Origin of the sequence: Rhodanobacter sp. OR87 (assembly GCF_000473345.1) — a bacterium.
Lineage (GTDB): Bacteria > Pseudomonadota > Gammaproteobacteria > Xanthomonadales > Rhodanobacteraceae > Rhodanobacter > Rhodanobacter denitrificans.
The window spans coordinates 250,887-270,456 of record NZ_AXBJ01000003.1; the positions used below are offsets into that span (position 1 = coordinate 250,887).

The 19,570-nt window shown below is 67.1% G+C and carries 16 protein-coding genes and 3 tRNA genes; 15 read left to right on the forward strand and 4 right to left on the reverse strand.

Annotated features, from left to right (window positions below; genetic code table 11):
* Positions 1 to 140 precede the first annotated feature (140 nt).
* From RHOOR87_RS0104370 to RHOOR87_RS0104380, 3 genes are all read right to left on the reverse strand, one after another.
* Positions 141 to 217: transfer RNA gene (locus RHOOR87_RS0104370), tRNA-Asp, on the reverse strand.
* A gap of 77 nt (positions 218 to 294) precedes the next feature.
* Positions 295 to 370, reverse strand: a tRNA-Glu gene (locus RHOOR87_RS0104375).
* A gap of 67 nt (positions 371 to 437) precedes the next feature.
* Positions 438 to 513, reverse strand: a tRNA-Ala gene (locus RHOOR87_RS0104380).
* Positions 514 to 682: 169 nt separating this feature from the next.
* Between RHOOR87_RS0104380 and RHOOR87_RS0104385 the strand changes: the two genes are divergently transcribed.
* The 5 genes from RHOOR87_RS0104385 to RHOOR87_RS0104405 all read left to right on the forward strand — a co-directional run bounded on the left by RHOOR87_RS0104385 (position 683) and on the right by RHOOR87_RS0104405 (position 5,702).
* Positions 683 to 2,449 (forward strand): cation:proton antiporter, encoded by a 1,767-nt coding sequence (locus RHOOR87_RS0104385; protein WP_027484350.1) that lies wholly within the window; start codon positions 683 to 685, stop codon positions 2,447 to 2,449.
* A gap of 162 nt (positions 2,450 to 2,611) precedes the next feature.
* Entirely contained in the window at positions 2,612 to 3,361 is a 750-nt protein-coding gene (locus RHOOR87_RS0104390) for an FKBP-type peptidyl-prolyl cis-trans isomerase (RefSeq protein ID WP_007511264.1), read from the forward strand.
* A gap of 157 nt (positions 3,362 to 3,518) precedes the next feature.
* On the forward strand, positions 3,519 to 4,862 hold the full coding sequence (locus tag RHOOR87_RS0104395) for a UDP-glucose/GDP-mannose dehydrogenase family protein (RefSeq protein WP_027484351.1): 1,344 nt from the start codon (positions 3,519 to 3,521) through the stop codon (positions 4,860 to 4,862).
* On the forward strand, positions 4,859 to 5,083 hold the full coding sequence (locus RHOOR87_RS0104400; protein WP_007511267.1) for a SlyX family protein: 225 nt from the start codon (positions 4,859 to 4,861) through the stop codon (positions 5,081 to 5,083). The genes RHOOR87_RS0104395 and RHOOR87_RS0104400 overlap by 4 nt, the downstream gene beginning before the upstream one ends.
* 37 nt (positions 5,084 to 5,120) lie before the next feature.
* Positions 5,121 to 5,702, forward strand: coding sequence for a DUF2058 family protein (locus RHOOR87_RS0104405; protein WP_007511269.1), 582 nt, complete (start codon positions 5,121 to 5,123; stop codon positions 5,700 to 5,702).
* Positions 5,703 to 5,769: 67 nt separating this feature from the next.
* Here RHOOR87_RS0104405 and RHOOR87_RS0104410 read toward each other — a convergent pair whose 3' ends face one another.
* Positions 5,770 to 7,851 (reverse strand): 3-hydroxyacyl-CoA dehydrogenase NAD-binding domain-containing protein, encoded by a 2,082-nt coding sequence (locus RHOOR87_RS0104410; protein WP_027484352.1) that lies wholly within the window; start codon positions 7,849 to 7,851, stop codon positions 5,770 to 5,772.
* Positions 7,852 to 8,165: 314 nt separating this feature from the next.
* Here RHOOR87_RS0104410 and RHOOR87_RS0104415 point away from each other — a divergent pair, with 314 nt between their 5' ends.
* The 10 genes from RHOOR87_RS0104415 (at position 8,166) to era (ending at position 19,499) form a co-directional block, all read left to right on the forward strand.
* Positions 8,166 to 8,660, forward strand: coding sequence for a hypothetical protein (locus RHOOR87_RS0104415; protein WP_007511273.1), 495 nt, complete (start codon positions 8,166 to 8,168; stop codon positions 8,658 to 8,660).
* Positions 8,661 to 8,673: 13 nt separating this feature from the next.
* Positions 8,674 to 11,241, forward strand: coding sequence for a bifunctional diguanylate cyclase/phosphodiesterase (locus RHOOR87_RS0104420; RefSeq protein WP_027484353.1), 2,568 nt, complete (start codon positions 8,674 to 8,676; stop codon positions 11,239 to 11,241).
* Between the two features lie 189 nt (positions 11,242 to 11,430).
* Complete coding sequence (gene rpoE, locus RHOOR87_RS0104425; RefSeq protein ID WP_007511277.1) at positions 11,431 to 12,045, forward strand: RNA polymerase sigma factor RpoE; 615 nt, start codon at positions 11,431 to 11,433, stop codon at positions 12,043 to 12,045.
* Entirely contained in the window at positions 12,042 to 12,710 is a 669-nt protein-coding gene (locus tag RHOOR87_RS0104430) for a sigma-E factor negative regulatory protein (RefSeq protein ID WP_007511279.1), read from the forward strand. Before rpoE ends, RHOOR87_RS0104430 begins: the two co-directional genes overlap by 4 nt.
* 162 nt (positions 12,711 to 12,872) lie before the next feature.
* A complete protein-coding gene (locus tag RHOOR87_RS0104440) occupies positions 12,873 to 14,345 on the forward strand; it encodes a Do family serine endopeptidase (RefSeq protein ID WP_027484354.1) in 1,473 nt (490 codons plus the stop codon).
* A 169-nt stretch (positions 14,346 to 14,514) separates the two neighbouring features.
* Positions 14,515 to 16,308, forward strand: a complete 1,794-nt coding sequence (gene lepA / locus RHOOR87_RS0104445; RefSeq protein WP_007511281.1) for a translation elongation factor 4 — start codon at positions 14,515 to 14,517, stop codon at positions 16,306 to 16,308.
* Positions 16,309 to 16,353: 45 nt separating this feature from the next.
* On the forward strand, positions 16,354 to 17,250 hold the full coding sequence (gene lepB / locus RHOOR87_RS0104450) for a signal peptidase I (RefSeq protein WP_027484355.1): 897 nt from the start codon (positions 16,354 to 16,356) through the stop codon (positions 17,248 to 17,250).
* A gap of 183 nt (positions 17,251 to 17,433) precedes the next feature.
* The gene (locus RHOOR87_RS0104455; protein WP_027484356.1) at positions 17,434 to 17,817 is read left to right on the forward strand and encodes a DUF4845 domain-containing protein; all 384 of its coding nucleotides are present in this window, start codon (positions 17,434 to 17,436) and stop codon (positions 17,815 to 17,817) included.
* Positions 17,818 to 17,819: 2 nt separating this feature from the next.
* Positions 17,820 to 18,479, forward strand: coding sequence for a ribonuclease III (rnc, locus tag RHOOR87_RS0104460; RefSeq protein WP_015447999.1), 660 nt, complete (start codon positions 17,820 to 17,822; stop codon positions 18,477 to 18,479).
* 87 nt (positions 18,480 to 18,566) lie between these two features.
* A complete protein-coding gene (gene era / locus RHOOR87_RS0104465) occupies positions 18,567 to 19,499 on the forward strand; it encodes a GTPase Era (protein WP_007511287.1) in 933 nt (310 codons plus the stop codon).
* Positions 19,500 to 19,570: the final 71 nt, after the last annotated feature.

Genomic DNA, 19,570 nt, shown 5'->3' on the forward strand with positions numbered 1-19,570 from the left:
TTTCTCGCGCTCAGGGATGAGCGCACAAGTACAGCAAGTGCAGCCATGGATGGCTGCTTCTTGATCTTTGCGCACATGGATGAGCGCACAAATACACCGCAGCAAAAAGCCCGCGCAAGGCGGGCTTTCTACTTGAATAGTGGCGGAGTGGACGGGACTCGAACCCGCGACCTCCGGCGTGACAGGCCAGCATTCTAACCGACTGAACTACCACTCCGCATTTGCAGCATCTTCCAGCGTCTCAACCAACTTGCCATTTGACCTCGACAGCCAACGTCGACTGCCGGGTTAAAGTGGCGTCCCCACGGGGATTCGAACCCCGGTCGCCACCGTGAAAGGGTGATGTCCTAGGCCTCTAGACGATGGGGACGTTGCTTTTTCGAAAAGTCCGCACATGGAAGTGCGGGTTCTCGCAAAGGACACTTGCACTGAATCAATGGTGGAGCCAGGCGGGATCGAACCGCCGACCTCCTGCATGCCATGCAGGCGCTCTCCCAGCTGAGCTATGGCCCCGCCGCTGGAAGCCGAGAAGAATAGGTGCGGGCCACATATCCGTCAAGCTTTTTTTCAGCATCCCGGCGCAGGAATCATCCGTCGCCCATCGCCTCGTTCGACGGCCGGCCGGGTACTGCCGTGCTTCGTTTAAGCTGCAGCGACTTGCGTCGTTTCGAAGAGTTGACGAATGCACGAAATCGGCTTCATTCGCGACCTTGCCGTGGTGATGATCGTGGCAGGCGCCACCACGATACTGTTCCAGCGGATGCGCCAGCCGGTGTTGCTGGGCTACATCCTGGCTGGCGTGCTGATCGGGCCGCACACGCCGGGCGTGCTGGTCGGCGATCCGCGCACGATCGACGACATCTCCAATCTCGGCGTGGTGTTGCTGATGTTCACGCTGGGCCTTGAATTCAGCGTGCGCAAGCTGCGCGAGGTCGGCATCGGCGTGCTGGCCGCAGCCGTGGCCGAAGTCGGGCTGATGCTGTGGATCGGCTACGGCATCGGCGGCCTGTTCGGCTGGACCGGCATGGACGCGCTGTTCCTTGGCGCGATCATCTCGCTCTCGTCCACGATGGTGGCCACCCGCACGCTGGCGGAGAGCGGGCAGCGGCATCAACCGTTCGCCCAACTGGTGGTGGGGCTGCTGGTGGCCGAGGACATGCTGGCCATCGTCATGCTGACCTTGCTCACGGCGGTGGCGATCGGCGGCTCGGTGCAGGCGGAGACCGCGTTCACCCTGGTCGGTCACCTGGGCCTGTTCGTGATTGTCGGGATGATCCTCGGCCTGTTGTTGCTGCCGCGGCTGGTGGATTACGTGGCTGGCTTCGATCGCGACGAAACGCTGCTGGTCAGCGTGCTCGGCATCTGTTTCGGCACCAGCCTGCTCGCGGCCTGGATGGGTTTCAGCGTGGCGCTGGGCGCCTTCCTGGCGGGCGCGGTGGTGGCCGAGTCGCGCAGCGTGGGGCGCGTGCTGCACCTGGTGGAACCGCTGCGCGACATGTTCGCGGCGCTGTTCTTCGTGGCGATCGGCCTGAAGATCGATCCGGCGATGTTGCTGCAGTACGCACTGCCGGCGCTGCTCATCGCGGCGGTCGTCATCGTCGGCAAGACGCTGGCGTGCAGCCTGGGCATCTTCGTGGTCGGGCACGACGCGCGCACGGCGCTGCGCTCGGGGCTGGGCATGGCGCAGATCGGCGAGTTCTCCTTCGTCATCGCCACGCTCGGGCTTTCGCTTGGCGTGATCAGCGATTTCATCTATCCGATTGCGGTGGCGGTTTCGGTGCTGTGCATGGCCGCCTCGCCGTACATGAATCGTTCGGCCGACGGGTTGGCGAACGGCTTGCGCCGGGTGACGCCGCGCTCGTTGAGGCTGCTGGCGACCAGCTACAGCGGTTGGCTGGAAAACCTCAAACCGGTCAACGAGAACGCGGCGATCGCCGCCATGTTCCGGCGCCTGCTCTGGCATATCGGCATCAACGTGCTGCTGGTGGTGGCGCTGTTCGTCATTGGCGCCTACATCAATACGCACAACTGGAGCTGGTTCTCGATGCTCGGCATCGACCGGAACCTGCGCCATACGCTGATCTGGGCCGGTGCGCTGTTCCTGTCCCTGCCCATGCTGATCGCGGTCTACCGCAAGGCCGAGGCGCTGGGCATGCTGCTGGCGGAGATCGGCATACGCGAGCGGTTTGCCGGTTCGTATACCCTGGCCATCCGCAACGTGCTGGCCAGGGTCATCCCGCTGGCGACGCTGCTGGCGCTGGCGTTGCTGGTGAGTGGGCTCAGTTCGGCGATTCTGCCGCCCCGCGGTATCGCGCTGTCCCTGATCGTGCTGGGCGTGGTGGTGGCGGTGGTGTTGTGGCGCGGCCTGGTAAAGATGCATGCGCGTCTGCAGGCGGCGCTGAAGGAGACCTTGGAGAAGCCGGGCCCTTCCGGGGGCGGCGCGGGCTGATCGGCGGGGCCGGCCGGCAGTGGCGTGAACCTTTATCCCGACTGACGGTCTGAACCCTGAATCGTTGCCAAGACCGGACAAGCACCGCACAATGCGAGGCCTGCCCCCATCGGGGGGGCCCGGCCGGCAACGCCGGCATATCCATACATGAGGGAGTTACGAATGAAGCACTTTCTGCGTCCCACGCTGACGGCGGTGGCGATGGCCGTTGCGCTGGGCATGACGGCTGGCGCTGCCGCCCAGACGGCCGGCGCTGCCGGTACCGTCGACAAGGCGAAGGCCAGCTACGTTGTGGGCTGGGAGATTGCTTCCCAGGTTCCGCCGATCATGCGCGACGAACTGGATCCGAATGCGGTGGCCAACGCGGTGAAGGCGGCGCTGTCCGGCCAGAAGCCGACCATGAGCGAAACCGAAGCCAAGCAGGTGCATGAGGCCTTCATGGCCAAGATCCAGGCCAAGTACCAGGCCGAGATGACCAAGCTGGCGGCCAAGAACAAGGCCGAGGGCGACGCCTTCCTGGCCAAGAACAAGACTGCGCCGGGCGTGAAGACGACCGCCTCGGGCCTGCAGTACCAGGTGATCAGCCAAGGCACCGGCGCTCGCCCGGGCCCGAACGATACCGTCGAGATCAACTACACCGGTACCTTCGTCGATGGCCAGGTGTTCGATGCCTCCGCCAAGCACAATCCGCCGGGCGCGGCCAAGATCCCGCTGGCCGGCGTGATCCCCGGCTTCCGCGAAGGCCTGCAGCTGATGCAGGTGGGCGGTCATTACAAGCTGTTCATCCCGGCAGCGCTGGCCTATGGCGCCGAGCCGCAGCCGCCGATGCCGCCGAATGCCACGCTGATCTTCGACGTGACCCTGGTCAAGACCGGTCCGACGCCGGCTGGTGCGGCTCCGGCCGACAAGTAATCAGAAGTCCATCGCCGTTGTGCGGCGTTGACCAAGCAGAAGGGCGCGAAGCGATTCGCGCCCTTCTGCGTTTTCGCCGATGGCGGCGCGGTGCCGTGCGGTGCGTTTGAGCGGTTAGAATAGACGGCTCGGTTTTCAAGGGATTGCTGCGACGATGATGAAAGTCACCATTTTCGGTACCGGCTACGTCGGCCTGGTCACCGGTGCCTGCCTGGCGGAGATGGGCAACCACGTGGTCTGCGTCGACATCGACGCGGGCAAGGTCGATCGGCTGAAGCGTGGCGAGATCCCGATCTACGAACCGGGTCTGGAATCGATCGTGCAGAGCAACCACGCCAGTGGCAGGCTCGATTTCACCACCGAGGCGGCACCGGCGATCGCCCACGGCGAGCTGATCTTCATCGCCGTCGGCACACCGCCGGACGAAGACGGCAGTGCCGACCTGCAGTACGTGCAGAAGGTGGCCGGCACGATCGGCCGGCACCTGCAGCGTTACGCCGTGGTGGTGAACAAGTCGACCGTGCCGGTGGGCACCGCCGACCGCGTGCGCGAGGCGATTGCGGCCGAGCTGGCAGTGCGCCAGGCCACGGTGGAGTTCGACGTGGTGTCGAATCCGGAGTTCCTGAAGGAAGGCGCCGCGGTGGAGGACTGCCTGCGTCCCGATCGCATCGTGGTGGGAACGTCCAGCACGCGCGCGGTGGCGCTGCTGCGCAAGCTGTATGCACCGTTCAACCGCAACCACGACCGCATGGTGGTGATGGACGAGCGTTCGGCCGAGCTGACCAAGTACGCCGCCAACGCGATGCTGGCGACCAAGATCAGTTTCATGAACGAGATCGCGAACATCGCCGAGCGGGTGGGCGCCGACGTGGAACTGGTGCGCCAGGGCATCGGCTCGGATCCGCGCATCGGCTACAGCTTCATCTATCCAGGCGCCGGGTACGGCGGTTCGTGCTTCCCCAAGGACGTGCAGGCGCTGGAGCGCACCGCGCACGCGCACGGCTACGAGGCGCGCCTGCTCGGTGCGGTCGAGGCGGTCAACCGGCAGCAGAAGGGCAAGCTGTTCGAGCTGATCTCGCGGCATTTCGACGGCCGGCTGGCCGGCCGCACGATTGCGCTGTGGGGCCTGGCGTTCAAACCGAATACCGACGACATGCGCGAGGCCTCCAGCCGGCGCCTGATGGAACAGCTGTGGGAAGCCGGCGCGAAGGTGCGCGCGTTCGATCCGGAGGCACGCGGAGAAGCGCAGCGGCTCTATGGCGATCGCGATGACCTGGTGCTGTGCGAGCACGCCATGGATGCCCTGCAAGGCGCGGACGTGCTGGCGGTGGTCACCGAGTGGAAGGCCTTTCGCAGCCCGGATTTCAGGGCCATCCGCGCCACGCTGGCGGTGCCGGCGATCTTCGACGGGCGCAACCTGTACGACCCGCTCGTGGTGGAGGAGGCGGGCCTGGCCTATTACGGCATCGGCCGCGGCCGCAGCCTGCAAGTATCGCGATGAACGACTCGAACGACATGCTTGCCCGGCGGCTCGACGAGATGGAGGTCAAGCTGACCTTCATCGATGAGGCGGTGCAGGCGTTGACCACGGCGGATGCCGACCAGTCGCAGCGGATTGCCGCGCTGGAGCGCGCGTTGCGCGACCTGCGCGGCGAGATGGCGTCGATGCGCATCGCGCAGGGCGACGATCCGCACGACGAACCGCCGCCGCCGCATTACTGATCCGATCCATCCAGCCCACCGATCACGGAACCCCCGCATGGCCGATTCCCTGCGCGATCAGCTGCTCAAGAGCGGCATCGTCAAACAGGTCCAACAGGACCGGGCGCGCGAGCCGAAACGCCCGGCTGCGCCGTCGTCCGGCAAGCCCGTGCGCAAGGGCGGCAAGCCACATGCCGCGTCGCACGCCGCACGACCGTCGGGGCAGAGCCAGCAGGACATCGACCTGGCCAAGGCGTACGCGTTGCGCGCACAAACCGAAGCCCGCGAACGCCAGCGGGTCGAGCGGGAGGCCGCCGAACAGTCCAGGCTGCGGCGCGAGCGCAAGCAGAAGATCCAGCAGTTGCTGGACGGCAAGGCGTTGAACAAGGCCGATGCCGACCAGCCGCGCAATTTCGAATACGGCGGCAAGATCCGCCGCGTGCACGTGGATGCCGCGCAACTGGCGGCCCTCAATGCCGGCGAACTGGGCGTGGTGCAGCAGGGCGGTCGCTATCTGTTGGTCAGTCGCGAGATTGCCGAGCAGGTACGCGACATCGATCCGCACCAGCTGGCGCTGCTGGTCGACCCGAATGCCGCCGGCGCGGGCGATGACGGCGTGCCCGACGACCTGATGTGGTGATGCCGGTCTGCGTCAACGGAAACGCCCGGCCGTGCCGGGCGTTTTCACGCCGGTCATCGCAAACCGGTCAGTCGGCGGAAGCGGCCGGCAACCCGAAACCACGCTGCGCCAGCGCCGGAAGCTCCCAGCCGTGCTTCGGCTTGAACCGGTCGCCGTAGCGCTGCGCCAGCTGTTCGAGCCTGGCCTTGAGCTTGTCGGCGCCTTCGCTGCGCGTGTACTGGATCGGGCCGCCGCGGAACGGCGCGAAGCCGGTGCCGAAGATCACGCCGGCGTCGAGCAGGTCGGCATCGTCGACCACGCCGTCGGCGAGGCAGGCGATCGCCTCGTTGACCATCGGCAGGATCATGCGCTCCTGCACGTCCGGCGGCGTCACGTAATCCTTGTCGATCTCGGGCTTCTGCGGCTTGCCGTCCTGCCACACGTACAGGCCCTGGCCGTCCTTCTTGCCGCGCTTGCCGGCCGCGAGTTTTTCGTCCAGTCCGGGCGGCACTTCCAGCCCAAGGAATGGCGCCAGTTCCTTGCCGACCGAGGCGCAGACATCCAGGCCTACCGTGTCGGCCAGTTCGATCGGGCCCATCGGCATGCCGAACTTCTTCGCCTCGCGATCGAGCACCGGGCCGGGTACGCCTTCGCTGTATAGCCGCATGGCTTCCAGCAGGTATGGCATCAGGATGCGGTTGACCAGGAAGCCCGGGGTGCCCTTGACCGCCACCGGCAGCTTGCCGATCGCCTTGCAGAACGCCAACGCGCGTTTTTCGATGGCCGGGTCGAGCCGGTCGTGGCGCACCACCTCGACCAGCGGCATCTGCGCCACCGGGTTGAAGAAGTGCAGGCCGAGGAAGCGCTGCGGCGCGGCAAGGTTCTTGCGCAGCTCGTCCAGCGGAATGCTGGAGGTGTTGCTGGCGAGGATTTCGTCGGCCTGGAACTGCGGCTCGATGCCGGCGTACAGCGCTTCCTTCGCCCGCGCGTTCTCGTAGATCGCCTCGATCGCCAGGTCGGCCGAAGCCACGCCGCTGCCTTCGACGTCCACACGCAGGCGCCGCATGGCCACCTCGACCTTCTCAGGCGCCTTCAGCTTCTTCTCGTACAGCGCCCGGGCGCGGTCCAGCGCGGGCTGGACGAATTTCATCTCGCGGTCCTGCAAGGTCACCTCGAAACCCTTGAGCGCAGCCCATGCGGCGATGTCGCCGCCCATCACGCCGGCGCCGACCACGTGCACGTGCTTGATGCCGTGCTCGATGCCGCCGCCCTGGCCCTTCAGCCGTTCCTGCAGGAAGAAGATGCGGATCAGGTTCTGCGCGGTCGGCGTCTGCGCCAGCTTCGCCACCGAGCGCGCCTCGAGTTTCAGCCGCTGCTGGATGGCCGAGCCGCCGCGCTTCCATACGTCGATCATCGCGAACGGCGCGGGGTAATGTTCCTTGCGCACCTTCGCGGCAGTCTGCTTGAACACCATCGGCGCCAGGATCTGCCGCGCCAGCCAGGTGTTGCTGGCCCAGGCCCTGGCGCGCCGGGCGAACGGGCGCGAGGCGGGATGGCGCAGCAGCAGTTTCGCTTCGGCCAGCAGTTCGTCGGCGCGGGCCAGCCGATCGACCACGCCCAGGCCCAGCGCGCGTTTCGCCGACAGCGACTTGCCGGTCAGCATCAGCGGCAGCGCCTCGGTGGCGCCGATCAGTCGCGGCAGGCGCGCGGTGCCGCCCCAGCCGGGGTGGATGCCCAACATCACCTCGGGCAGGGCGATCCGGGTCCTCTCGTCGTCGGCGGCGATGCGCTGGCGGCAGGCCAGGATCAGCTCGGTGCCGCCGCCCATGCAGGCACCGTGCACGGCGGCCACGGTGGGGCAGGGCAGTCGCGCCAGTGCCTCGTAGACGCGCTGGCCGTGCTCGATGTTCTCCAGCACGCTGTCGTGCTTCGCGTACTCGATGAATTCCTTCACGTCGGCACCGACGGCAAACCCCGAGGATTTGGCCGAATGCACGATGACGCCGGCCGGCTTGTCGATCGCCAGCCGCTCGACGATCTGTTCGAGCTCGTCCAGCACTGCACGGGAGATCGCATTGACGCTGCTGTCGGCGCGGTCGAGGGTCAGCGTGACGACGCCGTCGTCGCCTTGGCTGGTCTTCCAGTGGTTGAAACGCAATCCTTCGAACATGGGCGTACAGGCGTGGTGGTCGAGGCCTGAACCATACCGTCCCGCCGCCGTGATTGCGAGATGTGACGTGCTTGCTTGACCCTGTACCGGCGCCGGTGTGAAATCGAGCCTTCTTCGGGGAAACCGCCTGTCGTGGCCAGCCGGGCGGTGCGGCGGGCCGATCGTGTCACGGCGCAGCGCGGGACCGTCGGACCGCGGAGCCATCCGTCGTGGTTCAATGGGCCACGCATGGTTCGATGGGCTGAGCCACGGGTGGTTGCCAGCGGGCCGGATTCACCAGTGCACTATCGCCGACACGGCAGGACGGAGACGCAATGACCTCAGTACTGGCCTCCGTTCCGCCACAAGCCGGCGCCGAGATTTTCGAGCGTATCCTGGCGGCACCCAGCGGCCTGGTGGTGCTGGACTGCAAGGACGTGCACGTCCTGATCGACCAGTTCCGCGCGATCGCCCGGCACACCGGGCAGGCGGTGTACCTGTGGCAACCCGATACCGGCCTCGGCAGCCTGCGCGATGCGCAGGTCCGGGTGCCGGACTGTCAGCGGCTGGGCAACGCCTTGCGCTACATGCAGCAGAGCATGCATTTCGGCGTTTACTTCCTGCTCGGGCTGGAGCTGCCGCTGTCGGCGATGGACGCCACCTTGCTGCGCCAGCTTGCACGCGCGCCGAAGGGTCATCTGCGCCGTGTCGTGCTGATCGACGCGCCGGTGGCGCTGGTCGAGCACCTTGGCGAACTGGCGGCGCACGTGGGCAGCGAAGACAGCCAGCCGCGCCGCCTGCGCCTGCGCGACGGCCGCTGGCTGGTCTGAGGCCGACACGCAGATGAGTTCCGGCATTCTGGTGGTTGCCGCCCAGCGCGAACTGCGCCGCAGCCTGTTCGATGCGCTCGACCAGGCGGGTTATCCGCAGATCCACAGTGCGCGCGACGTATCGCACGCAGCCATCCTGCTCGAGGGCCGCGCATCGTTGCCGCCGCTGCAGCTGATCGTGGCGGTGCTGTCCGGCGACGAACAGCAGGCGCGCATCAGTTGCGAGCAACTGCATCGTCTGCCGGGCGGCACGGACACGCCGCTGATCGTGGTGTTGGGCGAGGATGCCACGCTGAGTGCGGCCGACCTGCCTGCCGACATCGCCGACTGGCTTTCGGCCGCGCAGATCGGCAGCGAACTGGTGCCGCGCTGGCGGCGCTGGCAGGCCGGCAACGGCCAGCGGCCGCGCCCGCTGGCCGCCACGTCCGACGGCAGTGCGCACGAGGACTACCGCTACGTGTTCGAGGAGGGCGACAGCGAGTGGCTGATCGCCGATGCGCAAACCGGCCGCCTGCTCGAGGTCAGTCCCACGGTGGCACGGCACAGCCGCATGCACGCCAGCCAGTGGGAGGGCCTGCCGCTGGCTGAAGTGCTGCGTTTCGAGGGCATCACGATCGACCAGGTGCTGGCCGAGGCCAACCGCGGCTGGTATCCCTGCCAGCGCAAGTCGGCGCAGGGTGCCGACACCGGCCAGGCCAGCGTGCGGCGCATCCGGCACGCCGGGCGCGAGGCGCTGGCCTTGATGTTCCGCAGCGATCGCGCCGACCTGCGGGCGGAAGCCGCCCTGTCGTTGCTGTCGCGCATCTTCGCCTCGACCAGCGGCGTCGACGCGCAGACTGCCTCCGGTCGCTTGCTGTTCGACGAGCTGGGGCTGGATTACCTCGCTGTATGGTCGGCGCGCCAGGACGGCGCCGACGCGCCGGCCCAGATGCTGCAGCTGTGGAACGGCGATGCCCCGGCGTGGCCGCCGGCGCAGCTGCAGAGTTCGCTGCAGCTGGTGCTGGGCGGCAAGCCGATCCTGTATCGCACCGATGCGAAACGGCTGGCGTCGGTCGACCCGCTGCTGCAGCAGCTCGACCTGGCCGGGTTTGCCGGACTGCCGCTGTACGACGAGCGTCACACCGTACTCGGCGCGATGCTGGCCGGCAGCCGGCGCGGTTTCGGCAAGATGGGCATCATCGAACCGGTACTGCGCTGCGCCGCGGCACGCTTCGCGCAGATGCTGGAACTGGGCCGCACCCGCGAGCAGGGTCGTGCAGAGGGCCTGGTGGACGCCCTGACCGGCCTGCCGAACCGGCTGCTGTTCAACGACCGGCTGGACACCATCATCCGCGAGGCAACCCGCAACGGCGAGTGCTTCGCAGTGCTGTTCGTCGACCTCGACCGCTTCAAGGCGATCAACGACACCTACGGCCATGCCGCCGGCGACCAGGTGCTGCGCTCGGTCACCCAGCGCCTGTGCGGCAGCATTCGCGCGTCCGACACGGTGGCCCGCTATGCCGGCGACGAGTTCACCGTCGTGCTGCGCCATATCGTGAAGAACGACGACGTGCTGCGCGTGGCCGAGAAGATCGTGCAGGTGATGGAGACGCCGCTGTTCCTGGAGGACGGCACCGAGTTGCAGGTCACCGCCTCGATGGGCCTGAGCTTCTTCCCGGACGACGCCGGCGACGCGCAGACCCTGCTCAAGCATGCCGACGAGGCGATGTACGCGGCCAAGCACCAGGGCCGCAACACGTTCCAGATCTACGAGGTGAGTCCGGAGTACGCCCAGCAGCACGGCATCGCGCTGAAGACCCGCCTGCGCCACGCTGAGGGCAACGGCGAACTGCGCGTGGTCTACCAGCCGCAGGTCAACACCGAGACCGAGGACATCATGGGGATGGAGGCGCTGGTGCGCTGGGAGCATCCCGAACTGGGCATGATCAGCCCGGCGGTGTTCATCCCGCTGGCCGAGGAAAGCGGCCTGATCGTCTCGATCGGCGAGTGGGTGATGCGCACCGCCTGTCGCCAGGCGAAGGAATGGGAGCAACGCTACGGCTTGCGCCTGCGGCTGGGCGTGAACCTGTCCGCGGTGCAGCTGATGGAGCCGCAGCTGCTGGACACCGTGGCGGCCGTGCTGCGCGAAACCGGGCTGGACCCCACCCTGCTGGAGATGGAGGTCACCGAGAGCATCAGCATCAAGGAGGCGCCGAACCTGGTCGAGAACCTGCATGCGCTGCACCGGCTGGGCTGCCACATCGCGATCGACGATTTCGGCACCGGCGCGGCCTCGCTGGACTACCTGCGCCGGCTGCCGGCCGACCGCATCAAGATCGACCAGAGCTTCGTGCGCAACATCGGGGTGGACCCCGACGACGAGGCGATCGTGCGTGCCACCGTCGAAATGGCACACCGGCTGAAGCGTGCCGTGGTGGCCGAAGGCGTGGAGATCGAGCAGCACCTGCAGTTCCTGCGCCAGCACGGTTGCGACGAGTTGCAGGGCTACCTGTTCTGCCGTCCGCTGCCGCCGGTCAGTTTCGACAAGTTGCTGGCCGAGCGCCAACGCCTGCTGGAGGCGCGCGTGGCCGAACCGGCTTGAGCCGGCGGCAGGCGTCCCCATAACTAAGCCGACCCGGCACGGGTCCGGGGCGCGGGCCAGGCACGACAGGCAGTCGACAGGCTGTACGTTGTGGTGGAGGCGAGACCCGGTGCATGCTGAACTCGGGCGCCGGATCGTGGTCTGAGCGCCGCGTTCAGTTCAAAACAGCTCCCGCAGCGGAAGACGGCATTGACGACGGATACGGCCCGGACGGGCGAAAACGAACTGGATCGCCTGCTGGTCGAGCGGGTCCAGCAGGGGGACAAGCGGGCCTTCGACCTGCTGGTGCGCAAGTACCAGCACAAGGTGATCGGACTGGTCTCGCGCTACGTGCGCAGCCACGCCGAATGCGAGGACATCGCGCAGGAGTCGTTCATCCGTGCGTGGCGGGCGATCGGCTCGTTCCGCGGCGACAGCGCGTTCTACACCTGGCTGTACAAGATCGCGGTGAACACGGCCAAGAACCACCTGGTGGCGATGGGCCGGCGGCCGCCGGCCGGCGACATCGATGCCGATGACGCGGAGTTCATGGCCGGCGCCGAACGCATGCACGACAGCGCCACGCCCGAGCGCGAGCTGATGCGCCAGGAAATTGAACAATCCGTGTTTTCCACTGTCCAAGCCTTGCCCGAAGAGCTGCGGACCGCCATCACGCTGCGCGAGGTGGATGGCCTCAGCTACGATGAAATCGCCGAAGCGATGGGCTGCCCGATCGGTACGGTGCGTTCGCGCATCTTCCGGGCGCGCGAGGCGATCGACGAGAAGCTGCGGCCCCTGTTGTCGGACCGCGAGGATCAGACATGAAGCAGGCAGGCATGAATCAGGACACCCGGGAAAGCCTTTCCGCGGGCATCGATGGCGAATTGTCGAGGGAGCAGCTGCGTTTCCTGCTGCGCCGGCTCGACCATGACGCTTCGCTGCAGCAGGCCTGGACCCGTTACCACATCGCCCGCGACAGCCTGCACCAGCAGTTGCCGCCGCTGGCCGGGGCCGGTTTTGCCGCGCGGGTGATGCTGGCGATCGAACAGGAGTCGTCGCCGGCCGCGACGTCGCCCCAGCGCAGCCACTGGCTGCGCTGGTCCACCGGCGGCGCGATCGCCGCCAGCGTGGCCGCCGCCGCCCTGATGATCGGCCAGCCGACCGGCGATGCCGAACGCCTGACCGCGTCGACCGCCCGGCAGGCCAGTGCAGTTGCCGCCGCGCCGGCGAACAAGCCGGTCGCTCCGGCCGCCGTGCCGCCATGGCTCAGCGGCAATTCCGCCGGACTGCTCAGCCAGCAGGCCTCGGCGACCTTCGGTACGCCGTTCGGCCAGAGCCAGTCGGCGTATGCGCGGCGCCTGTCCGGTTACCCTTCGATGCCCCGCTACCGCACGCTCGACAACAACGACGGCAGCTACCTGCTGCTGCTCGAGCCGGAGCAACCGGTGGCCCCGGATACCTCGCGCCGGGCTTCCGCCGTCGCGCAATGACACGGGTCCGCGTGTGATTGCCCGCGGCTCGTTCTCGCTGTTCCCGCCTCCATCGACCCGCCGCCCGGGTCGATCGGTGGTGCGCGTGCGGAGCGGGCACGGCGCCGCCGGAGTCATCCATCCACTTGAAGCGTGTCGACCGAAATCAACCAAGGAGGAGTCATGAACCATTCCATCTTGCGCAGCCTGGCGTGCTGCGCGCTGCTGGGCATCGCCGCTGCCGGCACAGTGCAGGCGCAGGCGCCGGCCGCAGCGGCGCTGCCGGACTTCACCGGCATCGTGCAGAAGAACGCGCCGGCCGTGGTGCACGTCGAGGCCCGCTACAACGGCGAGCGGCAGGGCAGCAGCCGCAGCATAGGCGGGCAGATGATGCCCGGCCAAGGCATGCCGGACGACCCGCAGGCGGAGATCCTGCGGCGCTTCTTCGGCATGCCGATGATGCCGTCGCCGCAGGAGCAGCGGCACACCTCGCTGGGTTCGGGCTTCATCATCTCGGGCGACGGCTACATCCTCACCAACAATCACGTGGTCGACCATGCCGACAAGGTCACCGTGCGCCTGCAGGACCGGCGTACGCTGACGGCCAGGGTGATCGGCACCGACCCGACCTACGACATCGCCCTGCTCAAGGTGGATGCCGGCGGCAGCCTGCCGGCGGTGACCCTCGGCGATTCGCGCAGCCTGAAGCCCGGCCAGTGGGTGCTGGCGATCGGCTCGCCGTTCGGTTTCGACTACACCGTGACCCAGGGCATCGTCAGCGCGGTGGGCCGCAACCTGGGCCAGCGCGACCAGCCGTACACCTCGTTCATCCAGACCGACGTGCCGATCAACCGCGGCAATTCCGGCGGTCCGCTGTTCGACCTGCAGGGCCGGGTGGTCGGCATCAACTCGCAGATCTATTCCAACACCGGCACCTACTCCGGGGTGGCGTTTTCGATCCCGATCGACGTGGCGATGAACGCGGTGCAGCAGCTCAAGAGCAAGGGCTACGTGTCGCGCGGCATGCTCGGGGTGACGGTGCAGCCGGTCGACGACGACATGGTCAAGGCGTTCGGCCTGGACAACGGTGTGGGCGCCGCGGTGGTCGACGTCACGGCGAACAGCGGTGCGGCCAGGGCCGGCATCCAGTCCGGCGACGTCATCCTGGCCTACGACGGGCGCACGCTGCAGCAGGCCTCGGACCTGCCGCCGCTGGTGGGCATGACCAAGCCGGGCAGCAAGGTGCCGGTGGAAATCCTGCGCAACGGCAGGAAGCAGACGCTTCAAGTCACCATCAGCGAGGCCGCGCGCGACCGCAACGCGGTGAACGGCCAGGGCACCGCCCCGTCGCTGGCACACAGCGGCTCGGCCGCGCTGGGCCTGACCGTGCAGTCGATCGACGACGGCACCCGCACGCAGCTCGGACTGAAGCCGGGTCAGGGCGTGGTGATCGGCGACATCGCCGGGCCGGTGGCGGCACAGGCCGGGCTGCGTGCGGGCGACGTGATCCTGATGGTCAACCAGCAGAAGATCGGCAGCGTGGCCGAGTTCGAGGCGGCCACCAAGGGCGTGAAGGCTGGCAGCACGGTGCTGCTGCTGGTGCGCCGCGGCGAGCAGAGCAACTTCGTCGGCCTGACCGTGCCGGATGACAAGTGATCGAACCGCGGTTCGCATGACACCCCGCGGGGTACCCCGCGCCGCGGGGGGCGTGCTTGGCGCTGGCGGGTTCCGTGCGACAATACCGGGTTAGCATCGCTTCATGCCGATGCGCCGCCACGCATGGTGCGTGGCGGCAAGCCCAAGCCCGACAGGCCGCCCGCGCTCCATGGAATTGATCCGCAACTTCTCCATCATCGCCCACATCGACCACGGCAAGTCGACCCTGGCCGATCGCATCATCCACCTCTGCGGCGGCCTGGCCGACCGCGAGATGGAGGCGCAGGTGCTGGACAACAATCCGATCGAGCGCGAGCGCGGCATCACCATCAAGGCGCAATCGGTGTCGCTGCCGTACACCGCGCGCGACGGCAAGACCTATCAGCTCAACTTCATCGACACCCCCGGCCACGTCGACTTCTCCTACGAGGTCAGCCGCTCGCTGGCCGCCTGCGAAGGCGCGCTGCTGGTGGTGGATGCCGCCCAGGGCGTGGAGGCGCAGTCCGTCGCCAACTGCTACACCGCGGTGGAGATGGGGCTGGAAGTGGTGCCGGTGCTGAACAAGATCGACCTGCCGACGGCCGACATCGAGAAGGTGAAGGGCGAGATCGAGGCGGTGATCGGCATCGACGCCACCGATGCGGTGGCGATCAGCGCCAAGACCGGCCTCAACGTGGTCGAGGTGCTGGAGGCGATCGTGGCGCGCATCCCGCCGCCCAAGCCGCGCGACACCGACCGGCTGCAGGCGCTGATCATCGACTCGTGGTTCGACAACTACCTGGGCGTGGTCTCGCTGGTGCGCGTGATGCAGGGCGAGATCAAGCCCGGCGACAAGCTGCTGGTGATGTCCACCGGGCGCACCCACGAGGTGGACGACGTCGGCGTGTTCACGCCCAAGCGCAAGAAGCTGGACAAGCTCGGCGCCGGCGAGGTGGGCTGGATCAATGCCTCGATCAAGGACGTGCACGGCGCGCCCGTCGGCGACACGCTGACCTTGGCCGGCAAGCCGGCCGACAAGGCGCTGCCCGGTTTCCAGACCATGCAGCCGCGGGTGTTCGCCGGCCTGTTCCCGGTCTCGTCGGACGACTTCCCGGCGATGCGCGAGGCGCTGGACAAGCTGCGCCTGAACGACGCCGCGCTGTTCTTCGAGCCGGAATCCTCCGAGGCGATGGGTTTCGGCTTCCGCTGCGGCTTCCTCGGCATGCTGCACATGGAAATCGTGCAGGAGCGGCTGGAACGCGAGTACGACCTTGACCTGATCACCACCGCGCCGACCGTGGTGTACGAGGTGCTCAAGACCGACGGTTCGACGATGATGCTGGACAACCCGGCCAAGTTGCCGACGAATTCCAGCCTGGTGCAGGAAATCCGCGAACCGATCATCGTCGCCAACATCCTCACCCCGCCGGACTACATCGGCAACGTGATCACCTTGTGCGAGGAAAAGCGCGGCGTGCAGCGTTCGATCCAGTACCTGGCGACCCAGGTGCAGATCAGCTACGAAATGCCGCTGGCCGAAGTGGTGATGGACTTCTTCGACCGGCTGAAATCCGTTTCGCGCGGCTATGCCTCGATGGACTACCACTTCGAGCGTTTCGATGCCGGCCCGTTCGTGCGCGTGGACGTGCTGATCAACGGCGATCGCGTCGACGCGCTGTCGCTGATCGTGCACCGCAGCCACGCCGACCGCCGCGGACGCGACCTGGTCGAGCGGATGAAGGATCTGATTCCACGCCAGCAGTTCGACGTGGCGATCCAGGCCGCCGTGGGTGCCCAAATTATCGCGCGCTCCACGGTGAAAGCCCTGCGCAAGAATGTTCTGGCCAAGTGCTACGGCGGCGACGTCAGCCGCAAGAAGAAGCTTCTGGAAAAGCAGAAGGAAGGCAAGAAGCGCATGAAGCAGGTCGGTCGCGTGGAGATTCCGCAGGAAGCGTTCCTGGCTGTACTGAAGGTCGACAAATAACAAGTGCGATCAGCGATGATCCGTCAGGCAACCTGGAGTTAAGGCATGGAATTCGATTTCTCGGCGATTCTGCTTGGCCTCACCGTGCTGTTCGGCGTGGTGTGGGGTCTGGACCGCCTGTTCCTGTACAAGAAGCGCAAGGCGCGGCTGGAGGCGGCCGGCGAGGAATACCGCGACCCGATGCCGGTGGACTGGTCGCGCTCGCTGTTCCCGGTGGTGCTGGCGGTGCTGCTGCTGCGCTCGTTCGTGGCAGAACCCTTTCGCATCCCGTCCGGCTCGATGATGCCGACGCTGGACGTGGGCGACTTCATCCTGGTCAACAAGTTCGCCTACGGCCTGCGCATGCCGGCGTTCAACAACAAGCTGGTCGACCTCGGCGAGCCGCAGCGCGGCGACGTGGTGGTGTTCCGCTTCCCCGGCTACCTGTGCCAGGACGGCGACACGCTGGTGCGCAGCGGCGACATGAGCTGCAACGACCCGCATGCGCCGGTACCGGCGCAGAACTGGATCAAGCGGGTGATCGGCCTGCCGGGCGACAGCATCGAGGTGCACGGTGCCGAGCTGTGGGTCAACGGCCAGCGGGTGAACGCCGAGGAGATCGGCCCGTACGTGGGCAACCCGCAGCGCAGCGTGGACCAGATCATGCTGAACATGGGCGCCACGGTATGGACCGAGCACCTGGGCAAGGTCAGCCACATGATCGCGCGCATGCCGGCCTACACCACGCCCAATTCGATCCCGAACGACCGGGTGCCCTCGAAGGTGCCGCCGGGCTGCTACCTGGTGATGGGCGACAACCGCTACGACAGCCTGGACAGCCGCTGGTGGGGCTGCATGCCGGAGCAGAACCTGGCCGGCAAGGCGTTCCTGATCTGGATGAGCTGGAAGGGCTGGGGCACCGGCGGCGTGGACTTCTCGCGCATCGGCACGGTGATCCACTGAGGCCGGCCGCGGCCGGCCGGTGGGCGAAAGCGTGACGGGATCGAACCGCTGCGCACGCGCGGCCGCCGACAGTGCGAGAATCCGCAGGCATAATCGGCACGCCGGCGGGGGCGGCCACGGTCGCCATGCCCGGATCACCATTCACAGACAGGCACGCCGAACAGGCGGCATAGCGAGGGGACTATGAAATCGAAGCAGTCCGGCGTCACCCTGATCGGGTTCCTGATCATCATGGCCATCGTTGGCTTCCTGGCCTACATGAGCATGAAGTTGCTGCCGTCCTACTCGGAGTACATGGGCGTGGTCAAGGCGATGAACCAGGTCGCCACCGAGGGCACCAACGGCAAGTCGCTGGACGATATTCGCCGTGGCCTGATGTTCAAGATGGGCTTCCAGTACGTCGACGACGCCACCATCAAGCCGGCGAACATCACCATCGTGCGCAACAGCGGCGGCGCCAACCAGCTGCGCGTGGCCTACGACAAGCAGATTCCGTTCATGTACAACATCGACTTCCTGCTGCACTTCGACAAGAGCGTGCCGCTGCAGGGCAACGTGGGCGAGTAAATTTGGAACCGAACTACCGTTTTCGCGACCCGACGCTGGCGCAGCTGGCACTGACCCACCGCAGCGTCGGCAAACCGAACAACGAGCGGCTGGAGTTCCTCGGTGATGCGCTGCTCGGCGCGATCGTCGCCGAGATGCTTTACGAAGCGCATCCCCGGGCCAGCGAAGGCGAGCTGTCGCGGCTGCGCGCGCAACTGGTCAATGGCCAGGCGCTGGCCGTGGTGGCCCGCGAATTGGACCTGGGCGACGGGCTGAAGCTCGGCCCGGGCGAATTGAAGAGCGGCGGCTTCCGACGCGATTCGATCCTCGCCGACGCGTTCGAGGCGATGGTCGCCGCGGTCTACCAGGATGGCGGCTTCGATGCCTGCCGCGAGTTCGTGCGCGGGCTGTTCGCCGAGCGCATCGCCGCCTTGCGCCGCTCCTCCAAGGATGCCAAGACGCGGTTGCAGGAGTGGCTGCAGGCCAAGGGTCTGCCGCTGCCGCACTACGAACTGGTGGCCAGCCACGGCGAGGACCACGCCAAGACCTTCGAGGTCAGCTGCAGCATCGGCGAGCCGATCGCATTCACCGCCGAAGCCCATGGCGGCAGCCGCCGCGCCGCGGAGCAGGACGCGGCCGAGGCCGTGCTCAACCAGCTGCTGGAGCAGCAGCGCGACGCCTGACGTCGCCGCCTCGCCACCTGAACCGCCCGCCTGCCGCTTCCGGCGAAGCACTACACTTGCCATCCGACCCGTCGAGCAACCCGCGTCATGAACCAAGAACTGGACTCCGCCGCCGGCAGCCTGCCGCACGATAACTTCCGCTGCGGCACGGTCGCGCTGGCCGGGCGTCCCAACGTGGGCAAGTCCACCCTGCTCAACGCGCTGATCGGTTTTCGCCTGTCGATCACCAGCCCGCGGCCGCAGACCACCCGCCACCGCATCCTCGGCATCAACACCAGCGAGGCCGGGCAGATCATGTACGTCGACACGCCTGGGCTGCATCGCGGCGCCAAGCGTGCGATGAACCGCAGCCTGAACCGCGCCGCGCGCTCGGCGATCAGCGATGTCGACCTGGTGGTGCAGGTGATCGAGGCCGGCCGCTGGACCGACGAGGACGAGGCGTTGTACGCCGCCCTGGTCGAGCAGTCGTCGCCGCGCCTGCTGGTGATCAACAAGGTCGACCTCAACAAGGACAAGACGGTGATGCTGCCGTTCGTGGCCGAACTGGTGGCGAAGCACAGCTACGACGAGATCCACTACGTCAGCGCGCTCAAGGGGCAGGGCCTGCAGGAACTGGAGCAGGCGATCCTGCAGCGCCTGCCGGTGCGCCCACCGGTGTTCGGCGAGGACGAGGTCACCGACCGCAGCGAGCGCTTCCTCGCTGCCGAGATGGTGCGCGAGCAGCTGATGCTGCGGCTCGACCAGGAGCTGCCGTACGCCACCACGGTGGAGATCGAGCAGTTCAACGACCGTCCCGACGGCATCGCCGAGATCCACGCGATCATCTGGGTCGAGCGCGCCGGCCAGAAGGCGATCGTGATCGGCAACGGCGGCGCCCAGCTCAAGGCGATCGGCACGGGCGCGCGGCGTCACATGGAACGCATGTTCGAGCGCAAGGTGTTCCTCAAGCTGTGGGTGAAGGTACGCGAAGGCTGGGTCGACGACGAGAACATGCTGAAGAAGTTCGGCTATACCGATTGAGGGCATCGGGAATCGTCGGGATCGCGGCTTTGTTCCTGTTCCCCATGCTCGATTTCCTATTCCCTGCCCAC